Origin of the sequence: Mycobacterium sp. BK086, assembly GCA_004362315.1 — a bacterium.
In the GTDB taxonomy this organism is placed as follows: domain Bacteria; phylum Actinomycetota; class Actinomycetes; order Mycobacteriales; family Mycobacteriaceae; genus Mycobacterium.
In genome coordinates this window covers 158,987-176,956 of sequence record SNWL01000004.1, presented here as the reverse complement: position 1 = coordinate 176,956, position 17,970 = coordinate 158,987, and the positions used below count along the sequence as shown (strand labels likewise).

The following is a 17,970-nucleotide window of genomic DNA, read 5'->3' as shown; positions in this document are numbered from 1 at the left end:
ACATCACCTGCTGAACCACAGGGCGGACGCTACCCGATTTTGCTACCCGCCGAGCCATGTAGTCCCCCCGTGTGGCGAAAGATTGGCAAAGATCATTTACCGCGTGGATCGGCGAGGAGCCTCTGTCGCGCAACATCGGCGAGATCGTTGAGGATCTGAACCTGTCCGCTCGACCAGTGGCGCGGACGAGTGTCCCAGGTGCACAACGTTCCCGCCACATGACCGTTGCTGTCGATCAAGGGAATCCCGGCGTAGGCCAAGATCCCGTCGCGAACAGCCGGATGATCCGCCAGCAGGGGATGGGCCCTGGTGTCGTCGACGACCAACGGTTCCCGGCTGGCGACCGTGAACTTGCAGATCGACATCTCCAGCGGCGCGACGCGGGGCATCACCTCATCGCTGGCATTAGTTCCCGCGAGCACCTGCCGGTCGGGATAGACGATGGAAACCGCCGCCATCTGGGTGCCAAGGGCTTCGGCGACCAATACCGCGACACGATCGAGGGTCGGGTTTCGGACCTCGTCGTAGGTGCCGAGGCGCTCCAGTGATTCCAGCCGCTCGGGGTCGGATACCGCGTCGTTGATGATCTCGTCGACAGCGCTCTGCTCGCCGGAGAGCAGGTCCACGACCGCGCGCACGGTCTGGTCGTGTTCGGGCCCGGCCAGTCGCGCGATCACGTGCCGGCCGGTGACCCGGTCGACGCCGCGGCGCGGACCGTCCGCAGGCTGCGGCGCCGTGTCATTCATGTCGTTCACGATAGGTCACCCCCGACGGCGACGGGCCATCTCGCGGCGGACTGCTCCGCCGAAAGCTCTATCGGCCCAACGTTGTGCCCCCACCAGGGCTCGAACCTGGGACCTGCGGATTAAAAGTCCGTAGCTCTACCGACTGAGCTATAGGGGCGCGTCGCACACAATACTGCCTACGCGGCGGTTGCTCGTTTTGGGATTGTGCCCGCTGTGCCCTAAGCTAACGACGCTCTAACGTGCACTCGTTGTGAGTACCCCGGAGTGATTCGGTTCAGGCCCCCATCGTCTAGTGGCCTAGGACGCCGCCCTTTCACGGCGGTAGCACGGGTTCGAATCCCGTTGGGGGTACGCGTGACGGCGGTATCGTCGGAGCGAGCAGTACAAGCAAGGCCCTGTGGCGCAGTTGGTTAGCGCGCCGCCCTGTCACGGCGGAGGTCGCGGGTTCGAGTCCCGTCAGGGTCGCCATGTATGTGGTGAGGCACATGGGTTGGAGACAGTGCCTTCCGGCCAGGTAGCTCAGTTGGTACGAGCGTCCGCCTGAAAAGCGGAAGGTCGCCGGTTCGATCCCGGCCCTGGCCACCAAGCGTCACCGATGACCTACGCGGTCAATGTCTTTCACGAATCCCGACGGCAGTCGCACGCGAAACTCGGTGTGCGCCGGGCGGGATTCGACCTCGACCGTTCCGCCATGAGCCCTGACGATCGAGGCCACGATCGCCAGGCCCAGTCCCGAGCTGTTCAATTCGCGGGAGCGCGCCCGGTCGGCGCGCACGAACCTGCCGAACAGGTCCGGAAGGAGTTCGGGGTCGATACCCGGTCCGTCATCGAGGACTGTGAGCTCGACTGCGTCGGCTGCCTGCCTGATCGACGTCGTGACCGTGACGCCGTCGGGGGTATGGATGCGGGCGTTGGTCAGCAGGTTGCCGACAGCCTGATGCAGGCGGGCTCTATCCCCTTGGATCCACACCGGATCGGCGGGTAGTTCGGCTAGAAATCGGTGATCGGGGGCCGTCACCGCGATGTCGTTGACCGCGTCGGCGACGAGCGCGCACAGATCCAGGCGTTCGAGTTCGAGCCCCTGTCCCTCGTCGAGCCTGGACAGCAGCAGCATGTCGTCGACGAGCGCACTCATCCGGCGTGCTTCGGACTCGATCCGTGCCAGCGCGTATTCGCTGGTTTCCGGCAGCGATGCGGAGTCCTGCCGGGTGAGTTCGGCATACCCCTGGATCGTGGCCAACGGTGTGCGCAGTTCATGACTCACGTCGGTGAGGAAACGGCGCATCCGTCGGTCGGCCTCGGCCCGCGCGGCCAGGACGGAGTCCACGTTGGCCAGTAGGCGATTCAACGTCTCGCCGACGATGCCCACCTCGTTGTCGGGGTCGGTGTCGGCGTGCCGGACACGTGCGGTGATCCGGTGCTCGTCGTCGGCCAGCGGGATTCGTGCGGCTTTCGCAGCGGTGGCGGCGACTCGGCGCAACGGATGCAGGGCCCGGCGCACCAGTGTCACGGTTCCGACGGCCGCCGCGATGGCGGCCAGCAGGGTTATCGCGGCGACCGCGGCGGTTTTCTTGGCGATCGCGTCGCTGGCGCTGCGCAACGAGATGGCCGAGACCAGTCGCTGGCCGTCGCCGCTCTCGGTCGCTGCGACCCGGTAGCGGCCCAGGTCGCCGAAGTCGACGCTCTGCGGAGCGTCGCCGGTCCACCGGATCGTTTCGAGGGCCGTCACCGCCTCGGCAGGCGCCGGCCGAGCGCCCGCGTCGTCGAAGGTCGCGGCCTGCACAACCCGACCACCGTTCATCACCGCGATGACGGTGCCTGCCGATTGGCCGGTGAATTTGATGAGCTGCCTGCCTGCCGGGTCACCGGCGGGCGCCTCGGCGAACGAGTGCTTGAGCGCGGCGAGTGAGTGCATGACCTCGGAGTTGCTTGCCGCCGCGACGTACTCACGCAGCGTGTAGATCGACAGCGCACCGACCAGGAGCACCACGACTGAGACCAGGCTGGAGACGCCGATCATCAGTTGTCTGCTCACGGTGCGCGGCCGCCACCACTGGGTGGCCCGCGGCGCCATCAAGGTGACGGCCGGAGTTGGTAGCCCACTCCGCGAATGGTGTTGATCATCGGCTCTCGGCCGGCGTCGATCTTCTTGCGCAAATAGGAGATGTAGAGGTCGACGATGCTGGTCTTGCCGCCGAACGTGTAATTCCAGACCCGCTGCAGGATCTCCTCGCGGCTCAGCGCCCGGCGTGGGTTGCGCATCAGAAAGCGCAGGAGTTCGAACTCCGTGGCCGTCAGCTCGATGCGCTCACCGCCGCGGGTGACCTCACGACTGGCGCCATCCAATTCGAGATCGCCAACCCGCAGTGACTCGTCGTCGGCCGGCGTCGTCTCGCCGACCCGGCGCAACAGGCCGCGCATGCGGGCGACCAGCTCCTCCAGGCTGAACGGCTTGGTCATGTAGTCGTCGGCGCCGGCCGTGAGCCCGGTGACGCGGTCGCTGACCGAGTCGCGTGCGGTGAGGAACAGCACCGGGGTATAGGACGCCGCGGCACGGATGCGTTCCAGGATTCGTAGGCCGTCGAGGTCGGGCAGCATGATGTCGAGGACGATGACGTCGGGCTTGACCGAGTCGAGTTTCGCGATCGCGTCCCGGCCGTCGTGCGCCACTTCGACGGTCCAGCCTTCGTAGCGCAGAGCCATCGTCACCAGGTTGGTCAGTGCGCGTTCGTCGTCCACCAGAAGGACTCGAATCGGTGTGCCGTCGGTGCGCCGGATGGGTGGCAACTGTCCGAGCATCGCGCGTCGTGGCTGGTGGGATCGAGGGGGCACTGACATCGTCGTCATGACTCGATTCTCCGAATCTCATACCGTGTTGTCACGGGATTCATACCCGATTCTCAGAATGCGCATGGCGGACATCACTTCTCGTGTTTCGTTCCGAAGGTGACTGTGATGCTCGCAACATTTATTTGCGTCTTCTATGCATCGGCTCGCTGTCCTTGAAGGCGAAGTTTCGCGATAAATACTCTGGTACTTGGCAATTGGCCGATACAACGACGTATTCCATTGCTATTCAATGCTTTTCATGGCGTCGCCAGTATCAGGAGTTGACTTTGCTACCGACAAGACTGACCCAACGGCTGGGTCCACTCATGCGTTATGACCTGCCGGCATCGCTGGTGGTCTTCCTGGTCGCGCTCCCGCTGTCATTGGGCATCGCGATCGCATCCGACGCGCCTGCGCTCGCCGGTCTCATCGCCGCGGTGGTCGGCGGCATCGTTGCCGGAGCTCTCGGCGGGTCGCCACTCCAGGTCAGCGGACCCGCCGCTGGTCTGACGGTGATCGTCGCCGGGCTGGTCGATCAGTTCGGCTGGGCGGTGACGTGTGCGATCACGGTCGCCGCCGGCGTGCTTCAGGTGCTGTTCGGGCTGTCCCGGGTGGCCAGGGCGGCATTGGCCATCTCCCCGGTGGTCGTGCACGCGATGCTGGCCGGAATCGGCCTCACCATCGCGTTGCAGCAGATCCACATCGTCCTCGGCGGCGACGCGCGCAGTTCTGCATGGCAGAACCTGACCCAACTGCCCGGCCAAATCGTCGATGCGCACGGCGACGAGATGCTGATCGGCACGTTGGTGATCGCGATCCTCATCGCGTGGCGCTGGGTGCCCGGCGTTCTCGGAAAGGTTCCCGGCCCGCTGGTCGCCATCGTCGCCGCGACGGTGGCCTCGATCGTCTTGCGGCTCGACGTGGCCCGCGTTCAGCTCGACGGTTCGCTGCTGGATGCGATCGCGCTGCCCAGCCTGCCCAGTGGCAACTGGGGTGCCGTCGCGGTCGGAGTGCTGACCGTCGCGCTGATTGCCAGTGTGGAGAGCCTGCTGTCCGCGGTGTCGGTGGACAAGATGCGACCGGGCCATCGCACCAACTTCGACCGGGAACTGATCGGCCAGGGTGCGGCCAACATCGCGTCGGGAACCCTCGGTGGACTGCCCGTCACCGGAGTGATCGTGCGCAGCTCGACGAATGTGAATTCCGGAGCGCGCACGCGCGCATCGGCGATCCTGCACGGGGTTTGGGTGCTGGTGTTCGCGATTCCGTTCGCAGGTCTGGTGCAGATGATCCCGATGGCCGCGCTCGCGGGGCTTCTGGTCATGATCGGCATTCGGCTGGTCAATCGAGTTCACATCGAAACGGCAAGCAAGACAGGCGATATCGCCGTCTACGTTGTCACGGTCCTGTGCGTGCTCTTCCTCAATCTGCTCGAAGGTGTGCTCATCGGGCTGGCGCTGTCGATCGCGCTGACCGTATGGCGGGTGGTGCGGGTGCGCATCCACGCCGAACCCGATGGCGAGCATTCGTGGCATGTGGTGATCGAGGGGTCGTGCAGTTTCCTGTCGGTCCCGCGACTGACGGGAGTTCTCGGCTCGGTGCCGCCGCAGGCCGATGTGACGGTGGAACTTTCGGTCGATTTCATCGATCACGCGGCGCGGGAAGCCATCGAGGATTGGTGCCACCAGCATCGTGCCTCCGGTGGCGCGGTCGAGATTCGGCAACTCGGTTCGGTCGAGATGGACGCGACTCTGGCTGGCCCGCCGGTCCGCGACATCAATGGCATCGACATGCGGCCCAGGCTGATGCCGTGGAGCACCTGGCAGAACGCGGACGGCGACAGCCAGGCAGGGTCGGAGGGACCCGCGGTCGTGAAAGGCCTTGCGGTGTATCAACGCCGAACCGCACCGTATCTGAGACCCCATCTGGAAAAGCTCGCCGACACCCAAGAGCCCGAGACGTTGTTCGTCACGTGCGCCGATTCCCGGATTCTGCCCAACGTGATCACCAGTAGCGGGCCCGGTGACCTGTTCACCATGCGCAATGTCGGCAACCTGGTCCCGCCCGATCGACGTGATCTGTCGACGGAGGCTGCGATCGCCTTTGCCGTGGAGACGTTGCGGGTCACATCGATCGTGGTGTGCGGACACTCCTGCTGCGGTGCGATGAAAGCTCTGCTCGCCGAAGGGACCCCGGGGGATGGGCATCTGCACACATGGCTCGCGCACGGATTGCCGACACTGACCGCTTACGACGGCGGACGTCACCCCGTCGCTCAAGAGGCGGCGGCTGCCGGCTTCGATCCCGTCGACCAGCTCAGCATGGTCAACGTCGCCACACAGGTGGATGTCCTCACTCGGCACCCGCTTGTCGCAGATGCCCACCGTCGTGGTGACCTTGAAGTGATCGGGATGTTCTATGACATCTCCAGTGCCGCACCATTGCGCATCGGATCCGAGTCGATCGGCGGGTTCGAGGTCGCGCTGAGCATGAACGGCCATCGCGGCGACCGAAATCGTATGTACGGCATATGAATTCGTTGCGCCGCATCGTGAGGCTTCTTAATCTTGTTGTATCACTTACGAATACAGAAATGGAGAAGCTCATGAGATTCAACAAGATCGCCAAGGATGCGGCTGTCGGTGTGGTCGGAGCGGCGGCGTTGCTCGCCGTAGGGACGGGCGTGGCGGCAGCTGCCCCCGCCGGCCCGTCGGCCACCGAGACGATCGCCCGGCTACAGGCCGATGGCAATCGCGTCATCGTCAACAAGGTGGGGACAGGGCCGGCGGCCAACTGCACGGTGAAGTCGGTGAGCTCGGTCGTCAACCCGCCGCTGCCGACGGGTAATGCCCTGACGGGCGTCCCGAACCTGCAGCGGGTGACGACCGTCCACGTCAGTCTGCAGTGCTGATCGCAACTCTTGCCGTATGCCTTACAGTAGACACGACATGAGCGAACCCGCCTGAGCGTCCTGGGAGGCCAGATGCCGGAAAGTGCAGTGCAGCGAGCGGTTGTCATCGGCGGCGCGTCGGGGATCGGCTGGTCGGTGGCGAAGGGGCTTGCCGACGGCGGTCGGCAAGTCACCATCGCCGACCGCAACGCCGAGGGAGCGCACGAGCGGGCCGCCGAACTCGGGGCACCGCATGACGCCGCGGAGGTGGACGTCACCGACGAAGCCAGCGTCGCTGCGCTGTTCGAGCGGACCGGCGAAGTCGACATCGTGGTGAACACCGCCGGGTTCGGCGGCTTCGGCCGCATCACCGAACAACCCGTCGAGGATTTCCGGGCGATCGTCGACTGCTGCCTCACCGGCGGTTTCATCGTCATGAAGTACGCCGGCCGCCAGTTGCGTGCGGGCGGATCGCTGGTATCGATCACCTCGCTGAATGCGCGGCTCGCAGCGCCGGGCATGAGTGCGTACTGTTCGGCCAAAGCCGGTCTGGCGATGCTCACCCAGGTGGCCGCCCTGGAACTGGGCCCGCGCGGCATCCGGGTCAACGCCGTCTCGCCAGGCTTCGTCCACACCCCGCTGACCGAGCTGGTCACCCTGGCCGACGGAGTCCTGGAGGACTACATCGAGAACACGCCGCTCGGCCGGGTCGGTGTCCCCGAAGACGTCGCCGAGGCCGTGCTGTTCCTCTGCTCGGACCAAGCCTCCTGGCTCACCGGTGAGGTCCTCGACCTCAACGGCGGCGCCCATCTCAAGCGCTATCCCGACGTGCTCGCCCACGTCGACCGGATGGCGTCGGCGTGACCCGATTCGCCGGCAAGCAGGCGATCGTCACGGGTGCCGGCTCGGGCATCGGCGCGGCACTGTGCCGGGCCCTGGCCGGTGCCGGCGCCGACGTGGTGTGCACCGATATCGACGGCGACGCCGCCGAACGCACCGCGGCCTCACTGGCCAAGCGCGGCACGTCAGCACAACTCGACGTCACCGACGCGGCCGCCGTGCAGGCAGCGGTCGACGGCCTTGTCGAGCGCACCGGCCGAATCGACTTGCTGTTCAACAACGCCGGTATCACCTGGGGCGGCGACACCGAGCTGCTGACCCTCGATCAGTGGAACAGCATCATCGATGTGAACATCCGCGGCGTCGTCCACGGCGTGCATGCCGCCTACCCGCACATGGTTCGCCAGCGCAGCGGCCACATCGTCAACACCGCTTCCATGGCGGGCCTCGCCGCGGCAGGCCGGATCACCAGTTATGTGATGAGCAAGCACGCGATCGTCGGGCTGTCGCTGGCTCTGCGCACCGAGGCCGTCGGCCGGGGAGTCGGCGTGCTGGCCATCTGCCCGACCGCGGTGGACACCCCGATCCTGGACAAGGGCTGGCTCGGCGACTTCAACGGACGCGAGTTCTATCAGATGGGTCAGCGCAGTGAGACGTTCTATAGCCCGGACCGGCTGGCCGCCGATACGCTCCGGGCCATCGAACGCAACAAGGCCCTCCTGGTCGCACCCCGTCAGGCCCGCATGGCGTGGCTTTTCGCGCGTCTGGCACCCGGCTTGCTCAACCGGATGGCTGTGCGGTTCGTCGACCAGCAACGCACCGACAGAAGGCAACCGTCATCATGAGCGCCCCGACCGCGATTCCCCGTTACCCCTCGGACGTCACCGGCGGCTGGCTGGCCGGCATCCTCAGCCGCCCCGGTGCACCCGTCGAGGTCGAGAGCGTCGAGGTGAGTCCGGTGGGGACCGGCCAGACCGGCGCCACCTTCCGGGTCAAAGCCACCTATGGCGGCGACGCCGACCTGCCGACCAGCTTCATCCTGAAGTTGCCCGCCGGCGACGACGCCGTTCGGGACCGGGTGACGCTCGGCTATCGCAGCGAGTGCGCCTTCTATCAGTCGGTCGCCGAGCTTGTGACGATCCCGATTCCGCAGTGCTACCACGTCTCCATCGCCGACGAGGGCGCCAGTTACGCACTGCTGCTGGCCGATCAGGCGCCGGCCGTGCAGGGCGATCAGATCGCCGGCTGCGATCTGCCGGAGGCCCGCCTTGCCGTGCGTGCGCTGGCCGGGCTGCACGGTCCGACGTGGTGCGATCCGCAGTGGCAGACCTTTCCCGGCCTGGCGATGTCGGTCGTCGGGGAGGACGCCATCCGCGGTCTCGGCGACATCTCCAAGATGGCCGCGGGTATCACGGTCGAGAAGCTCGGGTCGCGGCTGAATGCCGAGGATGCCGAAACCCTGGTCGCCGCCATGGATTTGGTGACGCCATGGCTGCTGAACGCGCCCGAGCGGTTCGCGTTGCTGCATGGTGACTACCGGCTGGACAATCTGCTCTTCGACGGCGAGCGGGTCAGCGTCGTCGACTGGCAGACGCTCGGTGTCGGGCTGGCCGGCCGCGACCTGGCGTACTTCACCGGCACGAGCCTGGAACCCGCCTTGCGGGCGCACGCCGAGAAGGACCTGGTCGCCGAATACCATCGAGCGCTGCTGGACACCGGCGTGAGCGGCTACGACGCCCAGACCTGTTGGCATGACTACCTGTTGGGCATGATCCAGGTTCCGCTGATCTCAGCGCTGGGCTGCGCGTTCGCGGTGGAGACCGAACGTGGCGACGACATGATGGCGGCGATGCTGCGCCGAGGCTGTGCGGCCATTCGCGATCTGGGCACCCTGGAACTGATCACAAGCTAGGAGCACACGTTGGGAGAATCCCTGCCGCGCACCGCGATCATCGGCGCGGGCATCAGCGGGCTGACCTCGGGCAAGATGCTCAAGGACTACGGCGTGCCGTACACCACCTTCGAGCTGTCCGACCGCATCGGCGGTAACTGGGCGTTCGCCAACCCCAACGGAATGAGCAGCGCCTACCGGTCCCTGCACATCGACACCTCCAAACAGCGGCTGTCGTTCCGGGATTTCCCGATCCCCGAACACTTTCCGTCGTTTCCGCACCACAGTGACATCAAGACCTACCTGGACTCCTACGCCGAGACGTTCGGACTTCTGGAGAACATCGAGTTCAACAACGGCGTCCAGCACGCCGCGCGCAACGGTGACGGGCGATGGGACATCACCGACCAGAAGGGGACGACCCGAGAGTTCGACCTTCTGGTCGTCGGCAACGGCCACCACTGGGATGCCCGGTACCCGAATTTCCCTGGCGAATTCACCGGCGAGACAATCCATTCCCATCACTACGTCGATCCGCAAACCCCGCTGAACCTGACCGGTAAGCGGATCCTGGTCGTCGGTATCGGCAACAGTGCCGCCGACATCACGGTGGAGCTGTCGTCGCGGACCCTGCAGAACACGGTGACGCTGTCGACGCGCTCGAGTGCCTGGATCGTGCCCAAGTACATCGCCGGGCGCCCCGGTGACAGCGTGTGGCAGACGTCGCCGCACATCCCGTTGTCGTGGCAGCGCAAGGCGGTTCAACTGCTGGCGCCCGCGATGGGCATCAATCCGGAGCTGTACGGCCTGCCCGCGCCGAATCACAAGCTGTTCGAGGCGCATCCGACCCAGTCGGTGGAACTGCCGCTGCGCCTGGGTTCCGGTGACGTGATCCCGAAGCCGAACGTGAGCCAGCTCGACGGGGACACGGTCCACTTCGATGACGGCACCAGCGGACAGTTCGACGCGATCGTCTACGCCACCGGCTACAACATCACGTTCCCATTCTTCGACCCCGACTTCATCAACGCGCCCGACAATGCCATCCGGCTGTACAAGCGAATGTTCAAGCCGGGCATGGACAATCTGGCATTCATCGGTTTCGCCCAGGCTGTGCCGACCCTTTTCCCGTTCATCGAATGCCAGGCGAAACTGCTGGCCGCCTACGCGGTGGGCCGCTACGCCCTGCCGCCGGCCGCCGAGATGGAGCGGGTGATCGACGCCGACCAGAAGCTGTACACCGGGCACTGCACCGACCGTCCGCGGCATACCCAGCAGGTCGACTACTTCCACTACGACCACGACATCCGGACCAGGGAACTGCCGGCCGGGATGAAGCGGGCCGAACTTCGCCGCCACCGGGTTAAGGAAACCGTATGAGCCGCAACGACATCACCTTCGACTCGTCCGGGGTGCGGTGTAGCGCATGGCACTTCCCCGGGCAGGGCGATGCCTTCGCAGGGCCGGCCGGGCGCCCGATCGTGGTGATGGGCCACGGCTTCGGCGGAACCAAGGACTCCGGGCTGGAGCCGTTCGCCGAGCGGATCAGCGCCGCAGGCGTCGACGTGCTGGCCTTCGACTATCGCGGCTTCGGGGCATCGGAAGGCACACCGCGGCAGACGGTTTCGGTAGCCGCCCAGATCGGTGACTTCGAGGCCGCGGTCACCGCGGCCAAGCGGCTGCCCGGCGTCGATCCGAATCGGATCGTGCTGTGGGGGTCGTCGATGTCGGGCGGTCACATCTTCCGGGTCGCCGCCGACCGCGACGACATCGCGGGCGTGATCGCCATGACGCCGCTGACCAGCGGCGTGGCCGTCAGCCGCGCGGCCGTCGAACACCGCGATGTCGGGCAGGCACTGAAATGGACAGCGGTGGGCCTCAAGAGCCGTATCGACGTGGCCCGCGGCCGTCGCCCGACGCTGATGCCGCTGGTCGCCTATCCCGGTGAGCCCGGTGCGCTGGCGTTGGACGGGGCCTACGAGAGCTACACCGCGATGGCCGGACCGACCTGGCGTAACGAGGTCGACTCGGCGGTCGGCCTGCAGATCGCCTCGATCCGAACGGCGGACGCCGCCAAGCGGTTACGGTGCCCGCTGCTGGTGCAGATCGCCGACTTCGACCGGTACGTGCCCGCCGAGTCGGTGGTCAAGACCGCCGTGCTGGGCAGGGGAGAAGTGCACCACTACCCGTGTGACCACTTCGACGTGTGGCCCGGGCATGACTGGTTCGAGAAGGCCGCCGGTGACCAGGTGGCCTTCCTGACCCGCCACCTCAGTACTTCGTCGAGCCCTGATCCACGGAAATCGCTTCAGCGGTAATCAGTTTCGCATCATCGCTGGCCAGGAAGCAGACCGTGTCGGCGATGTCCTCGGGCTCGGCGATGTAGACCGGCAGGAACGGCATCATCATCTTTTCCAACGCCGGGTTGGTCTCCATCGCCTTGCCCAGCGCCGCCACCATGTCGCCGGTGCCCATATCGCTGTTGACCGGGCCGGGGTGCACGCTGTTGACCCGGATGTTGTGCTTGCCGAGTTCGGCGGCGAAGGCCCGGGCCATGCCGGTCACCGCGTGCTTGCTCGCGGTGTAGTGCACCATGAACGGCTGCAGCTTGATACCGGCCGCCGAGCTGATCAAGATTACCGATCCACCGCGCCCGGCCTCGACCATTGTTGGCGCCCCGGCCATCACGGTGTTCCACGTCCCGGTCACGTTGACGTCCATGACATCCCGGAACGCCTCCGGGGTGATTTCATCCCACGCGGCCGGCGAGGTGATACCCGCGTTCGCGACGATGATGTCGAGGCGGCCCAGCTTGGCGACACCGTCGGCAACCACGTCCTTGAGGCCTTCGAGGTCGCGGGTGTCGACGACGGCCGACACGATCCGCTGCCCGGTGGCCTCGACAAGGCGCACGGTCTCGGCGAACTCTTCGGGGGTGGCCGGGTTGTAGGGGACGCAGTCCGGCAGCTTGCCCGCGATGTCGACGGCGATGATGTCGGCGCCTTCGGCGGCCATCTTCACCGCGTGCGCGCGGCCCTGGCCGCGAGCGGCTCCGGTGATGAATGCGACCTTGCCGCTGAGCTTTCCTGTCATGCTTTGCGCTGCGCTTCCTTGACTAGTCCGCCGCCCACGATGAGGCGCTGAATTTCGCTGGTGCCCTCATACAGTCGTAGCAGACGCACTTCGCGATAGATCCGCTCGACCGGCACACCGCGCATGTAACCCGCTCCGCCGTGCACCTGAACCGCGAGATCGGCTACGTTGCCTGCCATTTCGGTGCAGAACAGCTTGGCCACCGACGGGGCGATCCTGCGGTCCTCGTTGTCGACCCACTTGCGTGCGGCGTCGCGCACCAGCGCGCGCCCGGCCATCACCCCGGTCTGCTGATCGGCTAGCATCGCCTGCACCAGTTGGAAATTGCCGATCGGGGTGCCGCCCTGCGTCGCGGTCGCGGCGTAGGCGACCGACTCGTCGAGCGCCCGCTGGGCGGAGCCGACGGCCAGCGCGGCGATGTGGATGCGGCCGCGCGCCAAGGATGTCATAGCCGCCCGGTAGCCGATGTCCTCGCTGCCGCCGACCAGGGTGTCGTCGCCGACCCGGACGTCGGTGAAGTTCACATCCGACGTCCAGGCGCCCTCCTGGCCCATCTTCGCGTCCTTGGCCCCGATTTCGACGCCCGGCGTGTCCGCGGGCACCAGGAACACCGCGATGCCCGCGCCGTTCTCGTCTGCGGGCCGGGTGCGGGCGAACACGATGAACAGGTTGGCCACCGGCGCGTTGGTGATGTATTGCTTGCGTCCGTTGATCACCCAACTGTCGCCGTCGCGAACGGCTTTCGTCTTCAGGCCGGACGGATTGGAGCCCGCGCCCGGCTCGGTGAGCGCGAACGACGCGACGACCTCGCCCGACGCGATCGGCTCCAGCCAGCGTGCCCGCTGTTCGTCGGTGCCGAACCCGACCAGCACCTGGCCGGCGATGCCGTTGTTGGTGCCGAACATCGACCGCAGCGCCAGGCTCGTGTAGCCCATTTCCATCGCAAGCTCGACGTCCTGAGCGATGTTCAGGCCCAGCCCACCCCAGTCCTGGGGGATCGCGTAGCCGAACAGGCCCATCTTCTTGGCCTGGTCGCGCAGATCGTCGGGGACCTTGTCCTCGGCCATGATCTCCGCCTCCCGTGGCACCACGGCCGACCGCACGAAGTGGCGGGTCTGGGCCAAAATCTCGCGGAAGTCGTCGTCGCTGACGTCAGTCATCAGGCTCCTTGGGTCGGGGGCACTGGCTCCGGCGATCATATATGAAATATGATGTTGCCAATTCGGGGGTCCGTCGAAGGAAGAGGGAGATCAGATGTCGTTGCTGGCCGGCCAGACCGCGGTCATCACCGGTGGAGCGCAGGGCCTCGGCTTTGCGATCGCCGAGCAGTTCATCGCCGAGGGTGCCCGTGTGGTGCTCGGCGATCTCAATCTCGACGCGACCCAGGAGGCGGTCAACAAGCTCGGCGGCGCCGACGTCGCCCGCGCCTTTCAGTGCAATGTCACCGCCTACGCGGATGTCGACGCACTCGTCGACTCGGCCATCGAGCAGTTCGGCAGTTTCGACATCATGGTGAACAACGCCGGGATCACCCGCGACGCCACCCTGCGCAAGATGACCGAGGACGAGTTCGACCAGGTGATCTCGGTACACCTAAAGGGCACCTGGAACGGCCTGAAGAAGGCTTCGACGGTGATGCGTGAGCAGAAGCGCGGCGCGATCGTGAACATGTCCTCGATCTCCGGCAAGGTCGGCATGATCGGGCAGACCAACTATTCGGCAGCCAAGGCCGGCATCGTGGGTATGACCAAGGCCGCGTCCAAGGAACTCGCGCATCTGGGTGTGCGGGTCAACGCCATTCAGCCGGGCCTGATCCGCTCGGCGATGACCGAGGCCATGCCGCAACGCATTTGGGATTCCAAGGTGGCCGAGGTGCCGCTCGGCCGCGCCGGCGAGCCGTCCGAGGTCGCCAAGGTCGCACTGTTCCTGGCTTCCGACCTGTCGTCCTACATGACCGGCACCGTTCTGGAGGTCACCGGCGGACGGCACCTGTGACCACCGAGGTCGTCATCTGCGAACCGGTACGGACTCCGATCGGCCGCTATGACGGCATGTTCAAGTCGCTGACCGCGGTGGATCTCGGCGTGGCCGCGTTGACCGGTCTGCTGCAGCGCACCGGTATCCCGGCCGACGCGGTCGAAGACGTGATCGTCGGGCACTGCTACCCGAGCATGGAGGCGCCGGCGATCGGCCGGGTGATCGCGCTGGATGCCGGTCTGCCGGTGACGGTTCCGGGCATGCAGCTCGACCGGCGCTGCGGGTCGGGACTGCAGGCGGTCATCCAGGCCTGCATGCAAGTGGCAAGTGGCAACAACGATCTCGTCGTCGCTGGCGGCGCCGAGTCGATGAGCAACGTGGTGTTCCACTCGACGGATATGCGGTGGGGTGGAGCCCGCGGCGGAGTCAAGGTGCACGACGCGCTGGCACGGGGACGCACCACAGCGGGCGGTAAGCATTACCCGGTCCCCGGCGGAATGCTCGAGACCGCAGAGAATCTGCGTAAGCAGTACGACATCGGCCGCACCGAGCAGGACGAGCTCGCGGTCCGATCGCACCAGCGTGCGGTCGCCGCCCAGAAGGACGGACTGCTGGCGGAGACCATCATTGGAGTCACCGTCACCAGCCGTGCTGGCGACGAGGTGATCGAGACCGACGAACATCCCCGCGCCGACACCTCTGTGGAGACCTTGGCGAAGCTCAAACCCGTTCTAAGTAAATCGGATCCGGACGCGACGGTGACGGCAGGCAACAGCAGCGGGCAGAACGACGCGGCCTCGATGTGCGTGGTGACGACCCGGGACAAGGCCGCCGACCTCGGGCTGACCCCGTTGGTCCGGATGGTGTCGTGGGGTGTGGCCGGTGTTGCCCCGAACGTGATGGGCATCGGGCCGGTCCCAGCCACCGAGGTCGCGCTGGCCAAGGCCGGCCTGACGCTGGCCGATATGGACCTCATCGAACTCAACGAGGCGTTCGCCGCGCAAGCTTTAGCGTGCACACGCGAATGGAATTTCACCGCAGCGGATTTCGAGCGCACCAACGTGCACGGGTCCGGGATCTCGCTGGGTCACCCGGTGGGCGCCACCGGTGGGCGAATGCTGGCGACGCTGGCCCGCGAGCTGGTTCGTCGGGATGCCCGCTACGGGTTGGAGACGATGTGCATCGGCGGCGGCCAGGGCCTGGCCGCGGTGTTCGAAAGGGTGGGCGCATGACCCGTATTGCTCAAACGCTCGGCCTGACCGAGGTCCAGACCGAAATCGTCTCCACCGTACGGCAATTCGTCGACAAGGAGATCATCCCCAACGCCCAGGAGCTCGAGCACTCCGACACCTATCCGCAGGCCATCGTCGACCAGATGCGGGAGATGGGCCTGTTCGGCCTGATGATTCCCGAAGAGTACGGCGGGCTGGGGGAGTCGCTGCTCACCTACGCGCTGTGCGTCGAGGAGCTGGCCCGCGGCTGGATGAGTGTGTCCGGGGTGATCAACACCCACTTCATCGTGGCCTACATGATCCGGCAGCACGGCACCGACGAGCAGAAGCAGCGCTTCCTGCGCCGGATGGCCACCGGCGAGATTCGGGGTGCGTTCTCGATGTCGGAGCCCGAGTTGGGTTCTGACGTCGCCGCGATCCGCACCAAGGCGAAGAACAACGGCGACGGCACCTACACGATCGACGGCCAGAAGATGTGGCTGACCAACGGCGGCAGCTCGACTCTCGTCGCGGCGCTGGTGCGCACCGACGAAGGTGCGGACAAGCCGCACCGCAACCTGACCGCCTTCCTGATCGAAAAGCCGTCCGGCTTCGGCGAAGTCGCCCCGGGCCTGACGATCCCCGGCAAGCTCGACAAGCTCGGCTACAAGGGCATCGACACCACCGAGCTGGTCTTCGACGGCTATGTCGCCAGCGCCGACGACGTGCTGGGCGCCAAGCCGGGGCAGGGCTTCTTCCAGATGATGGACGGCGTCGAGGTCGGCCGTGTCAACGTCTCGGCCCGCGCCTGCGGGGTGGGCATTCGCGCGTTCGAGCTGGCGGTCCGCTATGCCCAGCAGCGCAGCACCTTTGGCAAGCCGATCGCCGAGCATCAGGCCATCGCCTTCCAGCTGGCCGAGATGGCCACGAAAGTCGAAGCGGCACATCTGATGATGGTCAACGCCGCGCGGCTGAAGGACTCCGGTGAACGCAACGATGTGGCCGCCGGTATGGCGAAGTACCTGGCCAGTGAGTTCTGCGCGGAGGTCACCCAGCAGAGCTTCCGCATCCATGGCGGCTACGGATACTCCAAGGAGTACGAAATCGAGCGGCTGATGCGCGACGCACCCTTCCTGCTCATCGGCGAGGGCACCAGCGAGATCCAGAAGAACATCATCAGCAAGCGGCTGCTTGCCGACTACCGGATCTGACATGAGCGCGCCCGATTTCGCGCCACGCCCGCAGCTGGCCGAGGACGTCGCCCGGTTCGTCCGGACCCGGATCTTCAACGGCACCTACCCGGCCGGTGAGTACATCCGGCTGGATCAGCTGGCGGCCGAATTGGGTATCAGTGTCACCCCGGTGCGCGAAGCGCTGTTCGAGCTGCGCGGCGAAGGCCTGCTGGATCAATTGCCGCGGCGCGGTTTCGTCGTCCTGCCGTTCACCGACCGGGATATCAACGACGTCTCGAACCTGCAGGCGTACGTCGGCGGCCAGCTGGCTGCCCGGGCAGCGCTGAACATCACCGACGAGCAGCTGCGGGAGTTGTCCGCGATCCACGACGAGCTGGTCGAGGCCTATGCCGCCGACGACGCCCGCGCGGTGCGGTTGAACCACGAGTTCCACCGGGCCATCAACGTCGCGGCGGATTCCCCGAAGCTCGCCCAGTTGATGTCCCAGATCACCAGGTACGCACCGGAATCGGTGTTCCCCACCATCGAGGGATGGCCGGCGAAATCGATTGCCGACCACAAGCGGATCCTGGCAGCCCTCAAGGCACACGACGAGGATCGCGCCAGAGCGGCGATGTCACAGCATCTGGCGGCCGGGGCCGCACCCCTGATCGAACACTTGGTGAAACAAGGTGTGGCGCAGCGGTTTCACACTACCGAATAGCCGGCCGGGAACTGGCCACGGCCGGTGAGCGCACACATCAGCGCCTGACCGTCACCGCGGCGCTGCGCCACCTGGACAGCGAGACCCAGGATGCTGTCGACGATCTCGGGCGGCAGTGTTTCGGCGACACCGATGGCCCGGGCCAGGTCCACGCTGTGCAGCCCGAGTTCGAAGATGCGGGTGGGCAGGTAGTCCGACAGTCGCATCCCGCCGGCGATGGTCGCGATGACCCGATCGTCGGTCACCAGTGCGGTGGCCGCGCCATCCTGCAGTTCCCGAAGGGCGGTCACAGGGTCATCGCCCAGCGCCAGCCCGGCCTGCACGGCGCGGGCGTCGATCGCCGCCGGGTCGGTCAGCATCGGGGCGATCGCCAGGTAGTACTGCGCCGAGTCCGCAACGTCCACGCGATCGGCCGGCCGAGCCGAGTAGTCGACGACGGTGGTGAACGACCGGCCGATATGACCGACCAGCGTGCGCACCGTCCACGTGCCGAGGGCAGGGGTGTCCCACCGGTCCGTGGGTACCTGGGCGGCCACCGCGATGGCGTGGTCACCGGCGAGCCGATAGAGGTCGATGCGCTCGGCGAGGGTCACGCCA

Annotated in this window: 17 protein-coding genes and 4 tRNA genes; 14 read left to right on the top strand and 7 right to left on the bottom strand. The window is 66.2% G+C overall.

Annotated elements, in window-relative coordinates; genetic code table 11:
• Positions 1–92 precede the first annotated feature (92 nt).
• Both EV580_RS11480 and EV580_RS11475 read right to left on the bottom strand, forming a co-directional pair.
• Positions 93–746: a GAF domain-containing protein gene (locus tag EV580_RS11480; protein ID WP_133691308.1), complete on the bottom strand. Its 654-nt coding sequence runs from the start codon at positions 744–746 to the stop codon at positions 93–95.
• A gap of 84 nt (positions 747–830) precedes the next feature.
• A tRNA-Lys gene (locus tag EV580_RS11475) sits at positions 831–903 on the bottom strand.
• 121 nt (positions 904–1,024) lie between these two features.
• On the opposite strand from EV580_RS11475, the gene EV580_RS11470 reads away from it, so the two are divergent.
• The 3 genes from EV580_RS11470 to EV580_RS11460 all read left to right on the top strand — a co-directional run bounded on the left by EV580_RS11470 (position 1,025) and on the right by EV580_RS11460 (position 1,331).
• Positions 1,025–1,097 (top strand) — tRNA-Glu (locus tag EV580_RS11470).
• 40 nt (positions 1,098–1,137) lie between these two features.
• Positions 1,138–1,214: transfer RNA gene (locus EV580_RS11465), tRNA-Asp, on the top strand.
• 40 nt (positions 1,215–1,254) lie between these two features.
• A tRNA-Phe gene (locus tag EV580_RS11460) sits at positions 1,255–1,331 on the top strand.
• 4 nt (positions 1,332–1,335) lie between these two features.
• Here EV580_RS11460 and EV580_RS11455 read toward each other — a convergent pair.
• Complete coding sequence (locus EV580_RS11455) at positions 1,336–2,820, bottom strand: sensor histidine kinase (protein ID WP_286171543.1); 1,485 nt, start codon at positions 2,818–2,820, stop codon at positions 1,336–1,338.
• Positions 2,820–3,593, bottom strand: a complete 774-nt coding sequence (locus tag EV580_RS11450; RefSeq protein ID WP_133691307.1) for a response regulator transcription factor — start codon at positions 3,591–3,593, stop codon at positions 2,820–2,822. Before EV580_RS11450 ends, EV580_RS11455 begins: the two co-directional genes overlap by 1 nt.
• A 308-nt stretch (positions 3,594–3,901) precedes the next feature.
• On the opposite strand from EV580_RS11450, the gene EV580_RS11445 reads away from it, so the two are divergent.
• From EV580_RS11445 to EV580_RS11415, 7 genes are all read left to right on the top strand, one after another.
• Entirely contained in the window at positions 3,902–6,109 is a 2,208-nt protein-coding gene (locus EV580_RS11445) for a SulP family inorganic anion transporter (protein WP_133691306.1), read from the top strand.
• 71 nt (positions 6,110–6,180) lie between these two features.
• Complete coding sequence (locus tag EV580_RS11440; RefSeq protein ID WP_133691305.1) at positions 6,181–6,486, top strand: hypothetical protein; 306 nt, start codon at positions 6,181–6,183, stop codon at positions 6,484–6,486.
• A 72-nt stretch (positions 6,487–6,558) separates the two neighbouring features.
• Positions 6,559–7,329: an SDR family NAD(P)-dependent oxidoreductase gene (locus tag EV580_RS11435; RefSeq protein WP_133691304.1), complete on the top strand. Its 771-nt coding sequence runs from the start codon at positions 6,559–6,561 to the stop codon at positions 7,327–7,329.
• Positions 7,326–8,150, top strand: coding sequence for an SDR family NAD(P)-dependent oxidoreductase (locus tag EV580_RS11430; protein WP_133691303.1), 825 nt, complete (start codon positions 7,326–7,328; stop codon positions 8,148–8,150). Before EV580_RS11435 ends, EV580_RS11430 begins: the two co-directional genes overlap by 4 nt.
• The gene (locus tag EV580_RS11425) at positions 8,147–9,217 is read left to right on the top strand and encodes a phosphotransferase family protein (RefSeq protein ID WP_133691302.1); all 1,071 of its coding nucleotides are present in this window, start codon (positions 8,147–8,149) and stop codon (positions 9,215–9,217) included. Before EV580_RS11430 ends, EV580_RS11425 begins: the two co-directional genes overlap by 4 nt.
• Positions 9,218–9,226: 9 nt before the next feature.
• Positions 9,227–10,576, top strand: coding sequence for a flavin-containing monooxygenase (locus EV580_RS11420; protein WP_133691301.1), 1,350 nt, complete (start codon positions 9,227–9,229; stop codon positions 10,574–10,576).
• Positions 10,573–11,514 (top strand): alpha/beta hydrolase, encoded by a 942-nt coding sequence (locus tag EV580_RS11415; RefSeq protein ID WP_133691300.1) that lies wholly within the window; start codon positions 10,573–10,575, stop codon positions 11,512–11,514. Before EV580_RS11420 ends, EV580_RS11415 begins: the two co-directional genes overlap by 4 nt.
• Here the strand turns inward: EV580_RS11415 and EV580_RS11410 are convergent.
• Together EV580_RS11410 and EV580_RS11405 are read right to left on the bottom strand one after the other, a co-directional pair.
• Positions 11,468–12,289 (bottom strand): mycofactocin-coupled SDR family oxidoreductase, encoded by an 822-nt coding sequence (locus EV580_RS11410; RefSeq protein WP_133691299.1) that lies wholly within the window; start codon positions 12,287–12,289, stop codon positions 11,468–11,470. The two genes, EV580_RS11415 and EV580_RS11410, sit on opposite strands and share 47 nt — an antisense overlap.
• Positions 12,286–13,449 (bottom strand): acyl-CoA dehydrogenase family protein, encoded by a 1,164-nt coding sequence (locus EV580_RS11405; protein WP_133691298.1) that lies wholly within the window; start codon positions 13,447–13,449, stop codon positions 12,286–12,288. The genes EV580_RS11410 and EV580_RS11405 overlap by 4 nt, the downstream gene beginning before the upstream one ends.
• 94 nt (positions 13,450–13,543) lie before the next feature.
• On the opposite strand from EV580_RS11405, the gene fabG reads away from it, so the two are divergent.
• From fabG to EV580_RS11385, 4 genes are read left to right on the top strand one after another with little or no spacing between them, the layout of a single operon-like run.
• Positions 13,544–14,284 carry a 3-oxoacyl-ACP reductase FabG gene (gene fabG / locus EV580_RS11400; protein WP_133691297.1) on the top strand — a complete coding sequence of 247 codons (741 nt, stop codon included), beginning with the start codon at positions 13,544–13,546 and terminating at the stop codon, positions 14,282–14,284.
• On the top strand, positions 14,281–15,498 hold the full coding sequence (locus EV580_RS11395) for an acetyl-CoA C-acetyltransferase (protein WP_133691296.1): 1,218 nt from the start codon (positions 14,281–14,283) through the stop codon (positions 15,496–15,498). Before fabG ends, EV580_RS11395 begins: the two co-directional genes overlap by 4 nt.
• Entirely contained in the window at positions 15,495–16,688 is a 1,194-nt protein-coding gene (locus EV580_RS11390; RefSeq protein ID WP_133691295.1) for an acyl-CoA dehydrogenase family protein, read from the top strand. Before EV580_RS11395 ends, EV580_RS11390 begins: the two co-directional genes overlap by 4 nt.
• Position 16,689: 1 nt before the next feature.
• Complete coding sequence (locus EV580_RS11385) at positions 16,690–17,373, top strand: GntR family transcriptional regulator (protein ID WP_133691294.1); 684 nt, start codon at positions 16,690–16,692, stop codon at positions 17,371–17,373.
• On the opposite strand, the gene EV580_RS11380 is transcribed toward EV580_RS11385, so the two are convergent.
• A complete protein-coding gene (locus tag EV580_RS11380; RefSeq protein WP_166654670.1) occupies positions 17,358–17,966 on the bottom strand; it encodes a maleylpyruvate isomerase N-terminal domain-containing protein in 609 nt (202 codons plus the stop codon). The genes EV580_RS11385 and EV580_RS11380 overlap by 16 nt on opposite strands.
• Positions 17,967–17,970: the final 4 nt, after the last annotated feature.